At 58.5% G+C, this 18,421-nt stretch carries 18 protein-coding genes; 12 read left to right on the forward strand and 6 right to left on the reverse strand.

The window, feature by feature from the left end; genetic code table 11:
- Window positions 1–68 precede the first annotated feature (68 nt).
- The 3 genes from A3466_RS17365 to A3466_RS17375 all read left to right on the forward strand — a co-directional run bounded on the left by A3466_RS17365 (window position 69) and on the right by A3466_RS17375 (window position 3,263).
- Complete coding sequence (locus A3466_RS17365; protein WP_063451632.1) at window positions 69–1,568, forward strand: PTS transporter subunit EIIC; 1,500 nt, start codon at window positions 69–71, stop codon at window positions 1,566–1,568.
- An 83-nt stretch (window positions 1,569–1,651) separates the two neighbouring features.
- The gene (gene malI, locus A3466_RS17370; RefSeq protein ID WP_063451633.1) at window positions 1,652–2,668 is read left to right on the forward strand and encodes a Mal regulon transcriptional regulator MalI; all 1,017 of its coding nucleotides are present in this window, start codon (window positions 1,652–1,654) and stop codon (window positions 2,666–2,668) included.
- 73 nt (window positions 2,669–2,741) lie between these two features.
- Window positions 2,742–3,263, forward strand: a complete 522-nt coding sequence (locus A3466_RS17375) for a metal-dependent hydrolase (protein WP_063451634.1) — start codon at window positions 2,742–2,744, stop codon at window positions 3,261–3,263.
- Between the two features lie 88 nt (window positions 3,264–3,351).
- Here the strand turns inward: A3466_RS17375 and cysS are convergent, their stop codons facing one another.
- Window positions 3,352–4,737 carry a cysteine--tRNA ligase gene (gene cysS / locus A3466_RS17380; protein ID WP_063451635.1) on the reverse strand — a complete coding sequence of 462 codons (1,386 nt, stop codon included), beginning with the start codon at window positions 4,735–4,737 and terminating at the stop codon, window positions 3,352–3,354.
- Window positions 4,738–4,912: 175 nt separating this feature from the next.
- On the opposite strand from cysS, the gene ppiB reads away from it, so the two are divergent.
- The 5 genes from ppiB to mnmH all read left to right on the forward strand — a co-directional run bounded on the left by ppiB (window position 4,913) and on the right by mnmH (window position 8,981).
- Window positions 4,913–5,407 carry a peptidylprolyl isomerase B gene (gene ppiB, locus A3466_RS17385; protein ID WP_000256009.1) on the forward strand — a complete coding sequence of 165 codons (495 nt, stop codon included), beginning with the start codon at window positions 4,913–4,915 and terminating at the stop codon, window positions 5,405–5,407.
- A 3-nt stretch (window positions 5,408–5,410) separates the two neighbouring features.
- Complete coding sequence (lpxH, locus tag A3466_RS17390) at window positions 5,411–6,133, forward strand: UDP-2,3-diacylglucosamine diphosphatase (protein WP_063451636.1); 723 nt, start codon at window positions 5,411–5,413, stop codon at window positions 6,131–6,133.
- Between the two features lie 119 nt (window positions 6,134–6,252).
- Window positions 6,253–6,762 carry a 5-(carboxyamino)imidazole ribonucleotide mutase gene (gene purE / locus A3466_RS17395; protein WP_063451637.1) on the forward strand — a complete coding sequence of 170 codons (510 nt, stop codon included), beginning with the start codon at window positions 6,253–6,255 and terminating at the stop codon, window positions 6,760–6,762.
- Window positions 6,759–7,826 carry a 5-(carboxyamino)imidazole ribonucleotide synthase gene (gene purK / locus A3466_RS17400; protein ID WP_063451638.1) on the forward strand — a complete coding sequence of 356 codons (1,068 nt, stop codon included), beginning with the start codon at window positions 6,759–6,761 and terminating at the stop codon, window positions 7,824–7,826. Before purE ends, purK begins: the two co-directional genes overlap by 4 nt.
- An 84-nt stretch (window positions 7,827–7,910) precedes the next feature.
- Entirely contained in the window at window positions 7,911–8,981 is a 1,071-nt protein-coding gene (mnmH, locus tag A3466_RS17405; protein WP_063451639.1) for a tRNA 2-selenouridine(34) synthase MnmH, read from the forward strand.
- A 122-nt stretch (window positions 8,982–9,103) separates the two neighbouring features.
- Here the strand turns inward: mnmH and A3466_RS17410 are convergent, their stop codons facing one another.
- The 3 genes from A3466_RS17410 to ybbA form a co-directional block, all read right to left on the reverse strand.
- A complete protein-coding gene (locus A3466_RS17410; protein WP_063451640.1) occupies window positions 9,104–10,249 on the reverse strand; it encodes a porin in 1,146 nt (381 codons plus the stop codon).
- Window positions 10,250–10,431: 182 nt separating this feature from the next.
- A complete protein-coding gene (ybbP, locus tag A3466_RS17415) occupies window positions 10,432–12,846 on the reverse strand; it encodes a putative ABC transporter permease subunit YbbP (protein ID WP_063451641.1) in 2,415 nt (804 codons plus the stop codon).
- Complete coding sequence (gene ybbA / locus A3466_RS17420) at window positions 12,843–13,529, reverse strand: putative ABC transporter ATP-binding protein YbbA (protein ID WP_063451642.1); 687 nt, start codon at window positions 13,527–13,529, stop codon at window positions 12,843–12,845. The genes ybbP and ybbA overlap by 4 nt, the downstream gene beginning before the upstream one ends.
- Here ybbA and tesA point away from each other — a divergent pair.
- The 3 genes from tesA to A3466_RS17435 are packed head-to-tail and all read left to right on the forward strand — an operon-like array spanning window position 13,500 to window position 15,835.
- Window positions 13,500–14,132: a multifunctional acyl-CoA thioesterase I/protease I/lysophospholipase L1 gene (tesA, locus tag A3466_RS17425; RefSeq protein ID WP_063451796.1), complete on the forward strand. Its 633-nt coding sequence runs from the start codon at window positions 13,500–13,502 to the stop codon at window positions 14,130–14,132. The two genes, ybbA and tesA, sit on opposite strands and share 30 nt — an antisense overlap.
- On the forward strand, window positions 14,113–14,922 hold the full coding sequence (locus tag A3466_RS17430) for an SDR family oxidoreductase (protein ID WP_102749832.1): 810 nt from the start codon (window positions 14,113–14,115) through the stop codon (window positions 14,920–14,922). Before tesA ends, A3466_RS17430 begins: the two co-directional genes overlap by 20 nt.
- A gap of 58 nt (window positions 14,923–14,980) precedes the next feature.
- Complete coding sequence (locus tag A3466_RS17435) at window positions 14,981–15,835, forward strand: co-chaperone YbbN (protein ID WP_063451644.1); 855 nt, start codon at window positions 14,981–14,983, stop codon at window positions 15,833–15,835.
- A 49-nt stretch (window positions 15,836–15,884) separates the two neighbouring features.
- On the opposite strand, the gene fetB is transcribed toward A3466_RS17435, so the two are convergent.
- On the reverse strand, window positions 15,885–16,667 hold the full coding sequence (gene fetB / locus A3466_RS17440; protein ID WP_047051105.1) for an iron efflux ABC transporter permease subunit FetB: 783 nt from the start codon (window positions 16,665–16,667) through the stop codon (window positions 15,885–15,887).
- Window positions 16,660–17,331, reverse strand: a complete 672-nt coding sequence (gene fetA, locus A3466_RS17445; RefSeq protein WP_063451645.1) for an iron efflux ABC transporter ATP-binding subunit FetA — start codon at window positions 17,329–17,331, stop codon at window positions 16,660–16,662. Before fetA ends, fetB begins: the two co-directional genes overlap by 8 nt.
- Window positions 17,332–17,473: 142 nt before the next feature.
- Here fetA and A3466_RS17450 point away from each other — a divergent pair, with 142 nt between their 5' ends.
- Window positions 17,474–18,328 carry a hypothetical protein gene (locus tag A3466_RS17450; RefSeq protein ID WP_063451646.1) on the forward strand — a complete coding sequence of 285 codons (855 nt, stop codon included), beginning with the start codon at window positions 17,474–17,476 and terminating at the stop codon, window positions 18,326–18,328.
- The last annotated feature ends 93 nt before the right edge of the window (window positions 18,329–18,421 follow it).

Raw genomic sequence — 18,421 nt, forward strand, 5'->3', positions numbered from 1 at the left:
AGAACGTTCTACTAAAACGTTCTACTCACAATAACAGCGCGAAAAAAGCGTATTCGGGGGAAATCAGCATGAGTCTGATATCAGGGTTTGTTAAATCGTTGTCTAAGCTGTCGATGATTGGCCGCGCCTTAATGTTGCCAATTTCACTGCTTCCCGCTGCGGGCCTGCTGCTGGCCTTCGGCGATAAGTTCCATCTGCCGCTGATGATGAACGCCGGCGGGGTTATCTTTGATAATCTGCCAATGCTGTTCGCCATCGGCTCTGCTGTCGGTCTGGCCTCGGAATCCGGCATTGCCGCACTCTCTGCGGCGGTCTCAGTGTTTGTCACCAATATCACCATCAGCACGGTGCTGAGCATTACGCCGGAAATGGCCTCTCAGGGCGGGAAATACGCCATGGTGGTTGGCATCCCGACGTTGCAGATGGGCGTCTTTGGCGGCCTTATCTGCGGCATTCTCGCGGCCTGGTGCTATAACCGCTTCCACACCATGCAGCTGCCGGAGTTCCTTGGCTTCTTCTCCGGGAAGCGCTTTGTGGCGATCGCGACGGCGTTTCTTTCGTTCCTGCTCGGCCTGCTGCTGCCGTACGTCTGGCAGCATATTCAGTCCGGGATCGACGCCCTGTCCGTGGTGGTGAACGGCGATAACCAGGCGGCCTCGACCTTTATTTTCGGGCTGGTGGAGCGCGCGCTGATCCCGCTCGGCCTGCACCATATCTGGTATCCCTCCTTCTGGTATTCGTTTGGGGATTACACCACTCAGGCGGGTCAGGTGATCCACGGTGACCAGACCATCTGGTTCAAGATGCTCGAAGAGGGGGTAAAATCCTTCAGCAGCGACACCTACCAGAACGCCGGGAAATTCATGCAGGGCGAGTTCCCGCTGATGCTGTTCGCGCTGCCTGCCGCGTGCCTGGCGATGTACCACGAAGCGCACACGAAGAATAAGAAAATCGCAGCCGGTATTCTGTTCTCTGCGGCGCTGACCTGTTTTCTGACGGGGATCACCGAGCCGGTGGAGTTCACCTTTATCTTCGTGGCCCCCATCCTTTATGTCTTCAACGCCATCATGGCGGGGCTGGCGTATATGGCCATGTACCTGATGCATGCGCATATCGCCAAATCCTTCTCCGCGGGCTTTATCGACTATCTGTCGTTCGGGATCCTGCCGTCGTTTAACGGCTATCAGACCAACTTCCTGAGCGCCATTATCATCGGCATTCCGATGGCGCTGATTTACTACTTCACCTTCCGCTTCGTGATCCGCCGTTTCGACGTAAAAACGCCGGGGCGCACCGAAGTCACCGCCAGTGCGAATGACAAGTCCGATTCCGAACTTGCCACCGAAATCATCGGCCTGCTGGGCGGTGCCCAGAACATTGATTCCGTCGGCTCCTGCATAACGCGTCTGCGTCTGGAAGTGGCGAAGAGCGATGCGGTGGACAGAGAGGGCCTGAACGGGCTTGGCGCGCGCGGCGTGGTGTTCGTGGGTGACAACGGTATACAGGTGATTTTCGGGGCCAGAGCACAGTTTATCGCCCAGACCATGTCCACCATGATTGGCAAATAATAAGATGCCTGGAGAAGGCGTCTCCTGTACGCTGGGGGACGCCTCTTATCTGGCTGATAATCGGTAAATTTCAGGGAGCGGTTTTGAAGAAAGTCAGCATTATTGATGTTGCAAAGCATGCGGGCGTGTCGGTTTCTACCGTTTCGCTGGTGCTGCGCCAGAAAGGGAAGATCTCAGAGGCGACGATCGGGAAGGTCAATGCCGCCATCACAACGCTGGGCTATGTTCATAACGTCGCCGCTGCCAACCTTCGCGCCAACACCTCCAATTTAATCGGCTTGATCCTGCGCGACTTTAGCGACAGCTTTTCCATCAAAGTGATGGCGAGCATCGTTCAGGAGCTGGAGAAACAGGGTTATATGGTTTTTCTCGGTCAGCCGCTGAACGACGGCGAACATCTGGAACGCACCCTGCTGTCGTTTAAGCAGCAGGGCGTCGCGGGCGTCATCTACCTGGCGTCGGATACCCGCGCCGCCGCTCTTCCGGAACACATTCGCCACTGCCCGCTGCCGCTTGTCGCGGTTTCGCAGTCGTTGCTGGAAGAGAAATGCAACCTGGTGATGCGCGATAACCGTCAGGCGGCGAACCTGGCCGCGCGGTATCTTATCGAGCGCGGGCACCGCAACATCGCCTACATCGGTGGGCGCGACGGATGTCGTATCCGCGAGCAGCGTCTGCTCGGTTTTCGCAGCGCGATGACGCAGAACGGGCTGGTCTGGCGTGAGGAATATTTTCCCGCCTGCACCGATGATACGCAGGCGGCGACCATGGCGACCCGCCAGCTGCTGGAGAAGAACAATACGATTACCGCCCTGCTCTGCCACTCGCCGGATGCAATGCTCGGTTCAATCTCCGGCATTCACCAGGTGGGGCGCACGGTGGGTAAAGATGTTTTCCTGACTCAGCAGGTGGCGCTGATCGGCTTTGAAGATATGCTTCACGTAAACCTCACGTCGCCGTCACTGACTTACGTTTCGTCAGCCAGCGAAGAGACAGGCCGCCAGGCGGCGGGGCTGATGATCCGCAGGCTCAAAGAGCCGGATCTGCAAACCCAGCGCATTACCCTCTCCGGGCAGCTTATCGCGCGGGAATCGGCGTAAAATCAGAATTTGACACGGGTTTACTGCGGCGGATCCACTGCTATATTCCCATGATTTGCCATGGATACATGCAATGCCTACCGTTATCACCCACGCTGCCGTACCTCTGTGTCTCGGCTTAGGGCTCGGAACCCGCGTCATCCCACCCCGCCTGCTGTTTGCCGGGATCGTCCTCGCCATGCTGCCCGACGCCGACGTACTGGCGTTTAAATTCGGCGTCGCTTACGGGAATATTTTTGGCCACCGCGGTTTCACTCATTCGCTACTGTTTGCCTTTGTGGTGCCAATACTCTGCGTGCTGGCCGGGCGACGATGGTTCAGGGCCAGCCTGACGCGCTGCTGGCTGTTTTTAACCGTGTCGTTGCTGTCGCACAGCCTGCTGGACTCCGTTACCACCGGCGGGAAAGGCGTCGGCTGGCTGTGGCCGTGGTCAGACGAGCGCTTCTTTGCGCCGTGGCAGGTGATCAAGGTCGCGCCGTTTGCGCTGTCGCGCTATACCACGCCGTACGGGCATGAGGTCATTATCTCGGAACTGCTGTGGGTGTGGCTGCCGGGGGCGGTGCTGATGGGGATGTTATGGTGGAAAAGAAGGTAAAAAAAGCCGGGTGGCGGCTGCGCCTTACCCGGCCTACGGTCGTGCTTTTGTAGGCCCGGTCAGCGAAGCGCCACCGGGCATTAAAGACTTACTTACGACGCCAGGTCGTCCCCTGCGGGCCGTCTTCCAGAATGATGCCCATCTCGGTCAGACGGTTACGTGCCGCATCCGCCGCCGCCCAGTCTTTCGCCTGACGCGCTTCCAGACGCGCTTTGATCAGCGCTTCAATTTCTGCCACTTCGCCGTCGTCTGCCTGCGCGCCGCTTTGCAGGAACGCGTCCGGCTCCTGCTCCAGCAGGCCGAGCACGGAAGAGAGCTTACGCAGATGAGACGCCAGCGCATTCGCCGCCGCCATATCTTCTGACTTCAGGCGGTTGACCTCACGCGCCATGTCGAACAGCACGGAGTAGGCTTCCGGCGTGTTGAAGTCGTCGTTCATCACCTCAACAAAGCGCGCTTCAAATGCTTCGCCGCCCGCCGCAGGCACAGATTTGTCGGTGCCGCGCAGCGCGGTGTACAGACGCTCCAGCGCAGCGCGCGCCTGCTTCAGGTTCTCTTCGCTGTAGTTCAGCTGGCTGCGATAGTGACCAGACATCAGGAAGTAGCGCACGGTTTCCGCGTCGTAATACTTCAGCACGTCGCGCACGGTAAAGAAGTTGCCCAGCGATTTAGACATCTTCTCGCGGTCAACCATCACCATCCCGGAGTGCATCCAGTAGTTCACGTACTCGCCACCGTGGGCGCAGGTGGACTGCGCGATTTCGTTTTCGTGATGCGGGAACATCAGATCCGAACCGCCGCCGTGAATGTCGAAATGGTTGCCCAGCTGCTTGCAGTTCATCGCTGAACATTCAATGTGCCAGCCCGGACGCCCTTCGCCCCACGGGGATGGCCAGCTCGGCTCGCCCTCTTTGGACATCTTCCACAGCACGAAGTCCATCGGGTTACGCTTCACGTCAACCACATCCACGCGCGCGCCAGCCTGAAGCTGGTCCAGATCCTGGCGGGAAAGCGCACCGTAGGTTGGGTCCGTGGGCACTGAGAACATTACGTCGCCGTTGTCCGCCACATAGGCGTGGCCGCGTTCGAGCAGCTTTTCAGTGAGCTCGATGATTTCATGGATATGGTGGGTCGCGCGCGGCTCGCTGTCCGGGCGCAGAATATTTAAGGCGTCAAAATCCTTGTGCATTTCGGCGATCATGCGATCCACCAGCGCGACGAAGCTTTCGCCGTTTTCATTAGCGCGCTTGATGATTTTATCGTCGATGTCGGTGATGTTGCGCACGTACTTCAGGTTATAGCCCAGGAAGCGCAGGTAGCGTGACACCACGTCGAACGCGACAAAGGTACGGCCATGGCCGATATGACAGAGATCGTAAACCGTAATACCACACACGTACATGCCGACTTCCCCGGCATGGATAGGTTTAAATTCCTCTTTTTGGCGCGTCATTGTATTAAAGATTTTTAACATCGAAGATTCCATGTAAACACGTGTGTGGATTGTTTGTTCCTTATAATACCCATAATTGGGAGCACGGTCAGCACACAATGCAAGGTGATCGTGTCCTGTGGTTATGCTATAACAAGCCCCTATATGTGACCCGAGCACGGGTCGACGCACCACAATAACGGAACAGGATGCAAAAATGGTTACTTTCCACACTAATCATGGCGATATCGTAATCAAAACCTTTGATGATAAAGCGCCTGAAACAGTTAAAAACTTCCTGGACTACTGCCGCGAAGGTTTCTACAACAACACTATTTTCCACCGTGTGATCAACGGCTTTATGATCCAGGGCGGCGGTTTCGAGCCTGGCATGCGCCAGAAAGAGACCAAAGAAGCAATCAAAAACGAAGCGAACAACGGCCTGAAAAACACCCGTGGTACGCTGGCAATGGCCCGTACTCAGGCGCCACACTCTGCAACCGCACAGTTCTTCATCAACGTAGCGGACAACGACTTCCTGAACTTCTCTGGCGAAAGCCTGCAAGGCTGGGGCTACTGCGTATTCGCAGAAGTGGTTGAAGGGATGGACGTGGTCGACAAGATCAAAGCCGTTTCTACTGGCCGCAGCGGTATGCACCAGGACGTTCCTAAAGAAGACGTTGTGATTACAAGCGTGACCGTCAGCGAGTAATTCGTGGCGACACTCTTTATTGCAGACCTGCATCTGCAAACAGAAGAACCGGCGATAACCGCCGGTTTTCTGCGTTTTTTACGCGGTGAAGCGAAAGGCGCCGACGCGCTGTACATTCTGGGCGACCTGTTTGAGGCCTGGATCGGCGACGACGACCCGAACCCGCTGCACCGTGAAATGGCAGCCGCCATTCACGCGCTGGTGGATTCCGGCGTGCCCTGCTATTTCATTCACGGCAACCGTGACTTCCTGATAGGCCAGCGCTACGCCCGCGAGAGCGGCATGACGCTGCTGCCGGAAGAGCAGGTGCTCGATCTCTACGGTCGCAAGGTGCTGATCATGCACGGCGACACGCTCTGCACCGACGATACCGGCTACCAGGCGTTTCGCGCCAAAGTCCACACCCTGTGGATCCAGAAAGTGTTCCTCGCCCTGCCGCTGTTTATCCGCAACCGCATCGCCGCCAGAATGCGCGCGGGCAGCAAAGCCGCCAACAGCAGCAAATCGATGACCATTATGGACGTCAACCCGCAGGCAGTGGTTAACGTGATGGAAAAGCATCGCGTTCAGTGGCTGATCCACGGCCATACCCATCGCCCGGACGTGCACTCCCTTATCGCCAACGGCGAGCCCGCTCACCGCGTGGTTTTAGGGGCATGGCACAGCGAAGGTTCGATGGTAAAAGTCACGCCGGAAGGGGTGGAACTGATCGCCTTCCCGTTTTAACGTCTTCCCGTCTTTTCGCCCATTTCTCGACCACGCAACCGTTTTCCTTGCCGGTATTACATGCTATTCTCTGTGCCCTCGAAAGCAGTGTGTTTCGCACCACAGGAGTTTTAAGACGCATGTCTTCCCGCAATAATCCGGCGCGTGTCGCCATCGTGATGGGGTCCAAAAGCGACTGGGCTACCATGCAGTTCGCCGCCGAAATCTTTGAAATCCTGAATGTTCCGCACCACGTTGAAGTGGTTTCCGCACACCGCACGCCGGACAAACTGTTCAGCTTCGCCGAAAGCGCCGAAGAGAACGGGTATGAGGTGATTATTGCCGGTGCGGGCGGCGCAGCACATCTGCCGGGCATGATTGCCGCCAAAACCCTGGTGCCGGTGCTGGGCGTGCCGGTGCAGAGCGCTGCGTTAAGCGGTGTCGATAGCCTTTACTCCATTGTGCAGATGCCGCGCGGTATTCCCGTCGGTACGCTGGCGATTGGCAAAGCGGGCGCCGCCAACGCCGCGCTGCTCGCCGCGCAGATCCTGGCGACGCACGATAAAGCGTTACATCAACGCCTGACGGAGTGGCGTAAAGCCCAGACCGACGAGGTGCTGGATAACCCGGATCCGCGGGGTGCAGCATGAAGCAGGTTTGCGTTCTGGGTAATGGTCAGCTTGGCCGCATGCTGCGTCAGGCTGGCGAACCGTTGGGGATTACCGTCTGGCCCGTCGGGCTGGACGCCGAGCCGGAAGCCGTGCCGTTCCATCAGAGCGTGATCACCGCCGAAATTGAACGCTGGCCGGAAACCGCCCTGACCCGCGAGCTGGCGCGCCATAACGCCTTTGTGAACCGCGACGTATTCCCGATCATCGCCGACCGTCTTACGCAAAAGCAGCTGTTCGACAAGCTGGGCCTCGCAACCGCGCCGTGGCAATTGCTCTCTGATAAAAGCGAGTGGAATGACGTGTTTGCGATGCTGGGCGAACTGGCGATCGTGAAGCGTCGCGTCGGCGGCTATGACGGTCGCGGGCAGTGGCGTCTGCGGGCGAACGACACCGCCGAGTTGCCGGACGACTGCTACGGCGAATGCATCGTTGAGCAGGGCATCAACTTCAGCGGCGAAGTGTCGCTGGTTGGCGCGCGCGCGCATGATGGCCGCACGGTGTTTTACCCGCTGACGCATAACCTGCATCAGGACGGCATTCTGCGTACCAGCGTTGCCTTCCCGCAGGCGAACGCTGGCCAGCAGGCGCAGGCGGAAGAGATGCTCTCCGCCATTATGCACGAGCTGGGCTACGTGGGCGTGATGGCGATGGAGTGCTTCGTCACGCCGTCGGGCCTGCTGATCAACGAGCTGGCGCCGCGCGTGCACAACAGCGGCCACTGGACGCAAAACGGCGCCTCCATCAGCCAGTTCGAGCTGCACCTGCGTGCCATCACCGACCTGCCGCTGCCACAGCCCGTCGTTAACAGCCCGTCGGTGATGATCAACCTGATCGGCACCGATCTGAACTACGACTGGCTGAAGCTGCCGCTGGTCCATCTGCACTGGTATGACAAAGAGGTGCGCCCGGGTCGTAAGGTCGGTCACCTGAACCTGAACGATATCGACACGGATCGCCTGAGCGCTACGCTGGAAGCGATCGTCCCTCTCCTGCCGCCGGAATACGCAAGCGGTATCGTCTGGGCACAGTCAAAGCTCAAGTAAGACATCTGCGCCGGGGAGTTGACCTTCCCCTTCCCCGGCGTACAATTCCCGCCCATTGCTGCTCAGTTTTCTTCTGGAATCACCATGAACGATGGAACGGACTATCGCGCGATCCTCGCGTCCGATACCCCTTTAATCGACGTTCGCGCGCCGATCGAATTTGCCCAGGGTGCGATGCCCGCCGCACTCAACCTGCCCCTAATGAACGACGACGAGCGTGCCGCCGTGGGGACCTGCTATAAGCGCCAGGGACCCGACGCCGCGCTGGCGCTCGGCCATAGTCTGGTGAGCGGCGAGACGCGGGAAGCGCGCATTAACGCCTGGCGCGAAGCCAGCCTTGCGCACCCCGAGGGCTATCTCTGCTGCGCCCGCGGCGGGCAGCGCTCGCATATCTCCCAGGCCTGGCTTAAGGAGACGGGTGTAGATTACCCGCTGATCCGCGGCGGCTATAAAGCCCTGCGTCAGACGGCCATTCAGGTCACGGTCGAGCAGTCGCAAAAGCCGATGGTGCTTATCGGCGGCTGTACCGGCAACGGTAAAACGCTGCTGGTGAAGCAGCACGCGCAGGGCATCGATCTGGAAGGGCTGGCGCACCATCGCGGCTCGTCGTTTGGCCGCACGCTCACGCCGCAGCTTTCCCAGGCGAGCTTTGAAAATCACCTCGCCGTTGAGCTGCTGAAAAAAGACGCGGCGCGCTGGGTGCTGGAAGATGAGGGCCGGATGATTGGCTCCAACCATCTGCCGGCGTGCCTGCGTGACCGCATGGCTGAAGCGCCTATCGTGGTGGTCGAGGATCCGTTTGACGTTCGTCTTGAGCGCCTGCGTGAAGAGTATTTCGACCATATGTGGGCGGACTTTTCTGCCGCCTACGGTGAAGACGCGGGCTGGAAAGCGTACAGCGAATACCTGCATCACGGACTTTTTGCCATTCGTCGCCGTCTGGGGCTGCAACGCTTCGCGGAATTTACCGCCCTGCTGGACGCCGCGCTCGATGAGCAACAGCGAACGGGCAGCACTGACGCACACTTCAGCTGGCTTGTGCCGCTGCTGAACGACTATTACGACCCGATGTACGGCTATCAGCTGGAGAAGAAAGCGGAGAAGATTGTCTATCGCGGGACGTTCGCAGAAATTGCCGAGTGGCTTAATCGCTAAAAAAAGCCGGGTGGCGAGGTAAAAGCAAAACGGCAACCTGGGTTGCCGTTTTTAATGTTTTTTCCCTCTCCCCGTGGGAGAGGGTCAGGGTGAGGGCATCAGGCCGCACCCTACATGACAACTTAGAAGTCGTAACGCAGACGCACCAGGTTCATGTCGCCCAGGTTGTCGGTGCTGGAGGTGAACACGTGTTCGTAATCCACACGGAAACCGTAGTCCAGCTGGAAGCTGATACCCACGCCGTTGTCGATGCGCTGGTAGTTACGGCCGTTCACGTACTCAATGCGGTCACCCATGAAGTAAGGCTGGATGGATTTCACCGCATACTGGCCGACCGGGAATTTGTACCCTGCGAAGTATTCAATACCCCATGCGTCACCGGCGAAGTAGTCGTTAACGGACACTTTTTTGGTGGTCATGAAGTTCTGATACCAGCCGCCGCCCGCGGAGAAGGTCCAGTTATCCGGGGTCCAGCTCAGCGCAGTACCGACAATGTTCTGGTCGTAGGATTTGCTGTCGCCGTTGTCCGGGTTACGCATGTCCGCGCGGGTGTAGTTCCACGCTGCGCCCCAGGTCAGATCGGTGGTCAGGTGGTAATCGATACCCAGCGAGCCGCCGCCTTTACGCTTGTAGCGCAGGCCGTTGCCCGGCAGGTATTCACTGTCCTCAAACAGGTAGGATGCATAGATATCCGCATCGCCCACGGTTTTCTTGTACTTCAGCATCTGGCGTGAACGGTAAGAGCCGTCGTAGTCGCCGTTGATCCCGTTACCCGGCGCCTGGCCGATCATGTCGTAGTCCCAGATATCGGTTTTCGCGCCCACCACATCATAGTACACGCTGTTCTGCTGGCCGAAGGTCAGCGTGCCCCAGGTGTCGCTCTTCAGGCCGGTGTACAGCATACGACGTGAGGTGTCGTGCGCGCCGTCGGCGTAGTGGTTATCCCAGTTAAACTGCGCCGGAATGTTCACACCCAGCTCGTAGTAGGTGATCCAGCTGATGTCATCGAACAGGTAGTAGTCTGCCGCGAAACGGAAGCGGGTACCGCCGTCAAAGCCGTTACGCTTGTAGCCGTTTTTGCCGTCATCGCCGGTCATGTTCTGAAACTGAGGACGAATACTGCCGCCAACGGTGAAGTTCAGGCGGCTCAGCGGGTTACCCGCCTGCGGATCCTGTTTCAGAAGAGTGATTTCCGCCTGGGATGCGAAAGAAGCCAATGCCACTGCTGCGCCGATCGTTGTCGCCAGCGCTGTTTTTCTTATAGTCATTCTTTTTCCTTGATAGACACGCTGCTAAATATTTAGCTGGTGAATATTAACCGGAAATATTCGGGCTGTGTGGGCGGGTTTTTAATGTTTTGTGCTACTAAATGCAGGGTCATTAACGATTTGTGCCGTTAAGGGGTGACGCACCAGCAGATATGCCGGTGCGTCATCATCACGTCAGTAAACTAGCTGACAAACTGGCGGAACAGCGCTTTACCTTTCAACAGCCGGGTGCCGAGCCAGCCGCCGCACAGGGACAGCAGCACGGCGCCGCAGACGGGCAGCGTTACCCACAGCCGCCAGTCAGGCTCCCACGGGAAGTCGAAGACTTTCGTCTGGAGCACCGCCAGCGCGGTTTCCGCACCGATGGCCGCCACCAGCCCCGCCACCAGCCCAAGCAGCGCAAACTCGCTCCACAGCGTGGCGCGCAGCAGTCGCTTACCGGCGCCCAGCGTGCGGTAGACCACCAGCTCCTGATGCCGCTGGCGCATGCCGACCTGCACCTGCGCCAGCAGCAGCAATATGCCGCAGATCGTCACCAGCACCACCATCACCTCCAGCGCGCGGCTTACCTGCTCCAGCACCTGCCCGACCTGTTTAAGGATCGCGCCGATATCCAGCAGGCTCACCGTCGGAAACTCCCGGTTAAGCTGCGTCAGCATGCCGTTGCCGTTTTCCCAGCGGAAGCTGGTCAGCCAGCTCTGGGGCTGTCCGTCCAGCGCGCCCGGCGGGAAGATGAAGAAGAAGTTTGGCCGCAGGCTTTCCCAGTCCACCTTGCGCAGGCTGGTCACTTTGGCGCTGAAATCCTGCGTATCGCCGGTAAAGGTCACACTGTCCCCCAGCCCCACGTTCAGACGCTTCGCCAGCCCCTCCTCCATCGACACTTCCCCCGCCTTTGGCGGCCAGCTGCCAGCGACGATCGGGTTATGGTCCGGACGCTTCTCTTGCCAGGTCAGGTTCAGCTCGCGGTTGAGCGATTCGTCTTTGTTTCCCTCCGTCGACTGGCCGTTGATCTGCGTCAGGCGGGCACGCACGATCGGATAGAACGACTCGGGAATAATGTGATGCTCGGACAGGAAGCCCTTCAGCGGCGTCACCTGCTCGGGCGCGATGTTGATCAGAAAATAGTTCGGGCTTTCCGGTGGAAGCTGCTGCTGCCAGCGATCCAGCAGATCCCCGCGCAGCACCAGCAGGAGCGCCAGCAGCATAAACGACAGCGAGAACGCCGAAAGCTGGCTGAGCGTGGACCACGGCTGATGCAGCAGACGATTAATCGCCAGACGCACCGGCAGCGATTTCACCGTCAGCTTTTTTAGCAGGCTGAGCAGCACCCAGCCCAGCGCGCCGCACAGCAGCGCCAGCACGACCGCACCCGCCAGCACCGCCCACAGCAGCGTACTGCCGCCCATCAGCCAGGCCAGCAGCCCGACCGCCACCGCAATAATCACCGGCAGGTAGAACTTCATTGGCCAGACGTTGGCCACCACGTCGCGGCGCAGCACGCGCAGCGGCTGGGTGGCGAGCAGCAGCCGGTACGGGCGCAGCCCCACCAGCAGGGAGATCACCGTCATCGCGCCAATGGCCCACAGCCACGGCCAGAGGCTGGCAGGCGGCAGCGCGGCGGGCAGTACCGGTTTGAGCAGCACCATCAGCAGTTTTTCAAACAGCAGTCCGATCGCCCCGCCGGTAATGGCCGACAGCGCCAGCACCATCAGCCACTGTCCGACAATCAGCTTGCGCAACTGCGCCCGACCCGCGCCGAGGGTTTTGAGGATTGCCACCAGATCGTAACGGCTGCGGCAGTAGTGCCCCATCGCCACGGCGACGGCCGCAACGGCCAGCAGCAGGGTTAACAGCGCCGACAGCAGCAGGAACTGCTGGGAACGTTCAAGAGATTTGCCTAGCGCCCCTTCATCCTGCTCCAGCCCGTACCAGCGGTGTTCCGGCTTGAGCTGCGGCAGAAGCCATTTTTCATACGCCTCCAGCTGTGCGGGCGTACCGCCAAACTTATAGCGCCAGGTGACGCGGCTTCCCGGCTGGACGGCGTTGGTTTTCGCGACATCGGCGGTGTTCATCAGCAGGCGCGGCGCGAGCTGGAACGGGTTAAAGCCGGAATCGGGCTCCTGCACCACTTCCCCGGCAATTTTCAGGGTGGCATCGCCAACGTCAATACTGTCGCCGGGCTTCAGGTTAAGAAGCGCCATCAGACGCGAAGCCAGCAATACCGTACCGGAGGCCGGTTTTAGCCCCGGCGGGCTGGTTTGTAGCTCGCCGTACATCGGGTAGATGTCATCCACGGCCTTCACGCTGGCAAGCTGCGGCGTGTCGCCCGCAAAGGTCATGGTCTGGAAGGTGATTTGCTCCCCGACCTTCAGCCCTTCCTTGCGCGCTTCTTCGATCCAGCCCGGCGGGACGGGTCGGGAACTTTGCAGCGCCCGGTCCCCCGCCATAAATTCGCGGCTCTGCTGGCTAAGCCCTTTTTCCATGCGATCGCTGACGCTGCCGAGCGCCAGCACGCAGGCCACAGCCAGGCTTAACGCCAGCCAGACAATCAGCAGCGAGGGCGAGCGCCATTCGCGCCAGAACCAGCGGGCAATCATGCTTCCTCCTGAAGAATACCGTTCACCAGCCGCAGGCGGCGGTCGCAGCGGGCGGCCAGCTGCGGATCGTGGGTAACCAGAATCAGCGTGGTGCCGTGCTCACGGTTGAGCGAAAACAGCAGATCAGCAATTTTATCCCCGGTTTTACGATCGAGGTTGCCCGTTGGCTCATCGGCAAACAGCACTTCCGGGCGTCCGTTAAACGCCCGCGCCAGCGCCACGCGCTGCTGCTCGCCGCCGGATAGCTGCGCCGGAAGGTGGTCGAGCCGCTTCCCCAGCCCAAGCTGTTCCAGCAACGCTTTGGCGTGATCGCGGCTTTCGCGGGTATTTTCGCCGCGCAGCAGGCCCGGCAGCTCGACGTTTTCCAGCGCGTTGAGGGTTGGGATCAGCATAAAGGACTGAAAGACAAACCCGATATGCCGGGCGCGCAGCGCGGCGCGCGCCTCTTCATCAAGCGCATGAAGGGGCTGGCCGACCAGGTTCACCTCGCCGCTGCTGCCATCGTCCAGGCCGGCCAGGATCGCCAGCAGCGTGGACTTACCGGAACCGGATTCGCCAATCAGCGCGATGCTTTCGGCGCGTTTGACAACGAGTTCAACTCCGGTAAGGATGGAAAGCTCGTGTTCTCCCTGACCGACGGACTTCTTAAGACGATGAACTTCAACAATGTTTTCCGCTGGCATTTGCCCTTCCTGTTTTTGATGCTGATGACCTTCCGCGCGGCGGCTGCGGACACGTTACTGGTGCTGGGCGACAGCCTGAGCGCGGGCTATCGTATGGCCGCCAGCGCGGCCTGGCCCGCGCTGCTCAATGATAAATGGCAGTCCGGGACGTCTGTCGTTAACGGTAGCATCAGCGGCGATACGTCGCAGCAGGGCCTGTCGCGACTGCCTGCCCTGCTCAAACAGCATCAGCCGCGCTGGGTGCTGGTCGAACTGGGCGGCAACGATGGCCTGCGAGGCTTCCCGCCGCAGCAAACCGAGCAAACGCTGCGAACCATTTTGCAGACCATTAAGGCCGCTAACGCCCAGCCGCTGCTGATGCAAATTCGCCTGCCCGCTAACTACGGCCGTCGGTATAATGAGGCGTTTAGCGCGATCTATCCTAAGCTTGCCAAAGAGTTTGATATTCCGCTGCTGCCATTTTTCATGGAAGAGGTCTATCTCAAGCCCCAGTGGATGCAGGACGACGGCATTCACCCCAATCGCGATGCCCAGCCGTTTATTGCCGACTGGATGGCAACCCGGCTGGCACCTTTAGTAAAACATGACTCGTCAAACAGCTGAGAACCTGACAGGTAAAGTTATGCAAAAATCGGTCTTAATAACAGGATGTTCCAGCGGAATTGGCCTCGAAAGCGCCCTTGAGCTGAAGCGCCAGGGGTTTTGGGTGCTGGCAGCCTGCCGTAAACCCGACGATGTCGAACGCATGAGAGGGCTCGGTTTTACCGGCATCCTGCTGGATCTGGATTCGCCGGAGAGCGTGGAGCAGGCCGCCGATGAGGTTATCGCCCTGACCAACAACCGGCTTTATGGCCTGTTCAACAATGCGGGCTATGGCGTGTACGGTCCGCTACAGACCATCTCGCGGGAACAGCTGGAACAGCAGTTCTCCGCTAACGTTTTCGGCGCGCATCAGCTCACCATGCGCCTGCTTCCCGCCATGCTGCCGCACGGCGAAGGGCGCATCGTCATGACCTCCTCGGTGATGGGCCTGATCTCCACCCCGGGCCGTGGAGCTTATGCCGCCAGCAAATACGCGCTGGAGGCGTGGTCCGATGCGCTACGCATGGAACTGCGCCACAGCGGCATTAAGGTCAGCCTGATTGAGCCCGGCCCCATCCGCACCCGGTTCACGGAAAACGTTAACCAGACGCAGGCGGACAAGCCGGTCGAAAATCCCGGTATTGCCGCACGCTTCACCCTGGGACCGGAGGCGGTGGTCGCCAAAGTGCGCCACGCGTTTGAGAGCGACAAGCCCAAAACGCGCTATCCGGTCACGCTGGTGACCCATGCCGTCGGCTGGTTAAAACGCCTGCTGCCGGGACGGATGATGGACAAAATTTTGCAGGGTTGAGTTGAAGCGATGACGCTTACCCCCATGTAAAGAGTAAACCGACAAAAGAGAATGCCGCATGTCCGTACAGAATATCGTCAACATAACTGAAGCTAACCTGCAACAGACGCTCGAACAGTCAATGGCTAAACCGGTGCTGTTCTACTTCTGGTCTGAACGCAGCCAACACTGTCTGCAACTGACGCCGGTCCTGGAAAGCCTTGCTGCGCAATACAACGGCCAGTTCATTCTGGCGAAACTGGACTGTGACGCCGAACCGATGGTGGCATCCCAGTTTGGCCTGCGCGCGATCCCGACCGTCTACCTGTTCCAGAACGGTCAGCCCGTCGATGGCTTCCAGGGACCGCAGCCGGAAGAGGCGATCCGCGCCCTGCTGGATAAAGTCCTGCCGCGTGAAGAAGAGCTGAAGGCGCAGGAAGCGATGGCGCTGATGCAGGAAGGCAAATACGACGAGGCGCTGCCGCTGTTAAAAGACGCGTGGCAGCTGTCGAATCAAAACAGCCAGATTGGTCTGCTGCTGGCAGAGACCCAGATTGCGCTGCACCGCCCTGAAGACGCGGAAGCCGTTCTGAAAACCGTTCCGATGCAGGATCAGGACACCCGTTATCAGGGTCTGGTGGCGCAGATTGACCTGCTGAAACAGGCGGCGGATACCCCTGAAATTCAGCAGCTTCAGCAGCAGGTTGCGGACAACCCGGCGGATGCGGCGCTGGCAAGCCAGCTCGCGCTCCAGCTGCATCAGGTGGGGCGTAACGAAGAGGCGCTGGAACTGCTGTTCAGCCATCTTCAGAAAGACCTGGGTGCCGCAGACGGTCAGGCGCGGAAGATGTTCCAGGAGATCCTGGCCGCGCTCGGTACCGGTGACGCCCTGGCGTCGAAGTATCGTCGTCAGCTGTACGCGTTGCTCTACTAACAAAAATGCCCGGTGGCGCTAACGCTTACCGGGCCTACAAAAGCCGATATTACCCCGTCTTTTTCAACGGCGTCACCACCAGCTGGTGGCGTGCGTTGTAGAACTTCCGATAGGTCAGGTAGCAGGCAATAATCGTCGACAGGCTCGCGGTGGAGAGCAGCATAAACGTCACCATTATCTGATACTTAATCGCTTTAACCGGATCGATACCGGCAAAAATCAGCCCCGACATCATGCCCGGCAGACTGACCAGCCCTACGGTTTTTGCTGAATCCACCGTGGGGATCAGCGAGGAACGAATGCTGTCGCGAATCAACCGCGCCGAGGCCACCTTCGGCGTCGCCCCCAGGCTTAGCTTCTCCTGAAGCTGCTGCTGCTCGCTGCTGAAGCGTTGCCCCAGATTGTTGTAGCACAATCCTACCGCCACCATCGCGTTACCCGCAATCATCCCGGAAATGGGGATCACCTGCATCGGCGTAAACTCTATCGAGCCGGAAAGCACCAGCACCGCCAGCGTTAACGCGGTCCCGGTGGTAATGGCGATAAACGACGAGATGAATGCTTTATCGATGTATTTACTGCGCTTTTGTGCATTCCACGCCGCGTTGAAGCAGATAAACAGCACCATCAGCAGCGTCAGTACCGCATGGTTGACGTTAAAGATGTATTTCAGCACGTAGCCGACGATGATGAGCTGGATCACCGCACGGGCGATACTCCACAGAATATCTTTCTCCAGCCCCAGCTTTTCCCGGTAGCTGACCACAATCGCCACCAGCACCAGTACCATCGACAGCGCCAGCGATTCGTTCGTTATATTATGTTCACCCACGGTTAGCCTCCTGCATTTTCCCGCCATGCGGCCTGAGCGTGATGACATCATCCGCATGGCTAATTTCGTTTGAATCGTGCGTCACCCACAGCACGGCAATATCCTGTTCACGGGCGTAGCGATGAATAATCTCATTCACGTTGCGCTTGTTGGCGTCATCCAGCGCGCTGGTGATCTCGTCCAGCAGCAGCACCTTCGGCAGGAATTGCAGGTTACGGATCAGCGATACGCGCTGCTTTTCCCCGCCTGACAGGTCGGCAATCGATTTGGTCAGCGTCTCCGGCGAAAGCCCAAACCGGGCCAAATCGTCGGCAAACGTTTCAGGTTCAGGCGTTTGGTTGCGGATTTGCCACGGGAACACCAGATTGTCGTACACCGTATCGCCAAACAGGGACGGCGTCTGTACGCAGTAGGACACCTGCTGGCGGTAGCGTTCCGGTGAAAGCGTGGCGGTATCCTTCCCTTCAAACAGGATCGTTCCCTCCGTTGGGCTCAGTAACGAGGCCACGATTTTCAGAAGCGTGCTTTTACCGCAGCCGGAGGGGCCGGTTATGAGCTTAAATTCGCCCGGTGAAAGGCAAAAATCGACGTGCTGAAGGATCGTGTTGTCACCCACGCGAAAGCCAACATCCCTGATATCCAGAAGATTTTTTTTATTATTCATTCCGATTCCATTTAACGCTTTTAAAAGAACAGCCTGTAGCATAATCCTTTCAGGTTCACAGTGCGAATAGCCTTAAGCTATGGCTAGTGTTAAACTTTTTGCTTGCTCATTGTCACCTCTATCACTACAGGTAGTAAGCCGCATGACACATATTTTTTATGAGTTTTCCTCCCTGAAGCCAGGCGTGCCTGATGTCGAAACATTAATGGAAGTCATCAATTCGTCGGAACTCACGCGTTTTGTTATGGGTGCGGAGGTTGTCGATTTTGTTAAGAAGGCACTCATCGTTAACACCACGATTGGCAGCTTTAAGAACTGCTATTTTGCTTTCGATGACGGGGCTTACTTTCTCGAATTTGACAGCAAGGGTAAATCCAGACGCTTTACCGAGGTGCCGGACTGGTTCGTTTCGCCTGCGGAATTTGCCCGCTCGCAATGGCTGATCAACCATGACCTGGCCGATGTGAAGGCGACGGCGTTTATTGACGTGCTGATGTCCTACCCGCTAAAAGAACGCCGGGCGCACTGCAATCTGCTGTTTGGTCTGGATCTGCATAAGGTCAATGTGGTTCCGGCGCCCGCCGCGCCTGTGGGAAAAATGGGCAATAAGAACGGAAAAACCACCAAGCCTCGCGTCACGGATCTCGGCTCTTTTGAGCTTTTTACCGCCTTCTTTGCGCGCATGAAAACCGCCGTCAACGCTAATGCATTCCCAACGCTACAGGTGCTGACCGGCCAGGAGAATCTTGCCAAAGCGCCGCACAGCCTAAAGCAAGGGATCAGAACCTGGTTTAAAGCGATCACCGGCGATCTGCCGCCGAACAACAAACGTGTCGGAGCGGGCAATGCAGTGCTGTTCTGCGCCCCGATCCGCGAACAGATCCAGCAGATAGAGGCTATTGGCCTGGAAAAATACTATCAGGGCTTATCGAAAGCCATCGCTGACGCCGGGGATGGGTTTATCACCGACTTCAGCTACACCTGGTCAGAAGACTAAGCGTCTGCGCCCTGCTCTCCTGGCGGGGCATTTTAATTTTACCAGTCCGGTTCCCACCTCTTTACAGGGGCGAAATCCCGCCCGTTAACCGAT

The sequence above is a fragment of the Enterobacter genomosp. S genome, from assembly GCF_001631805.1.
In the GTDB taxonomy this organism is placed as follows: domain Bacteria; phylum Pseudomonadota; class Gammaproteobacteria; order Enterobacterales; family Enterobacteriaceae; genus Enterobacter; species Enterobacter quasihormaechei.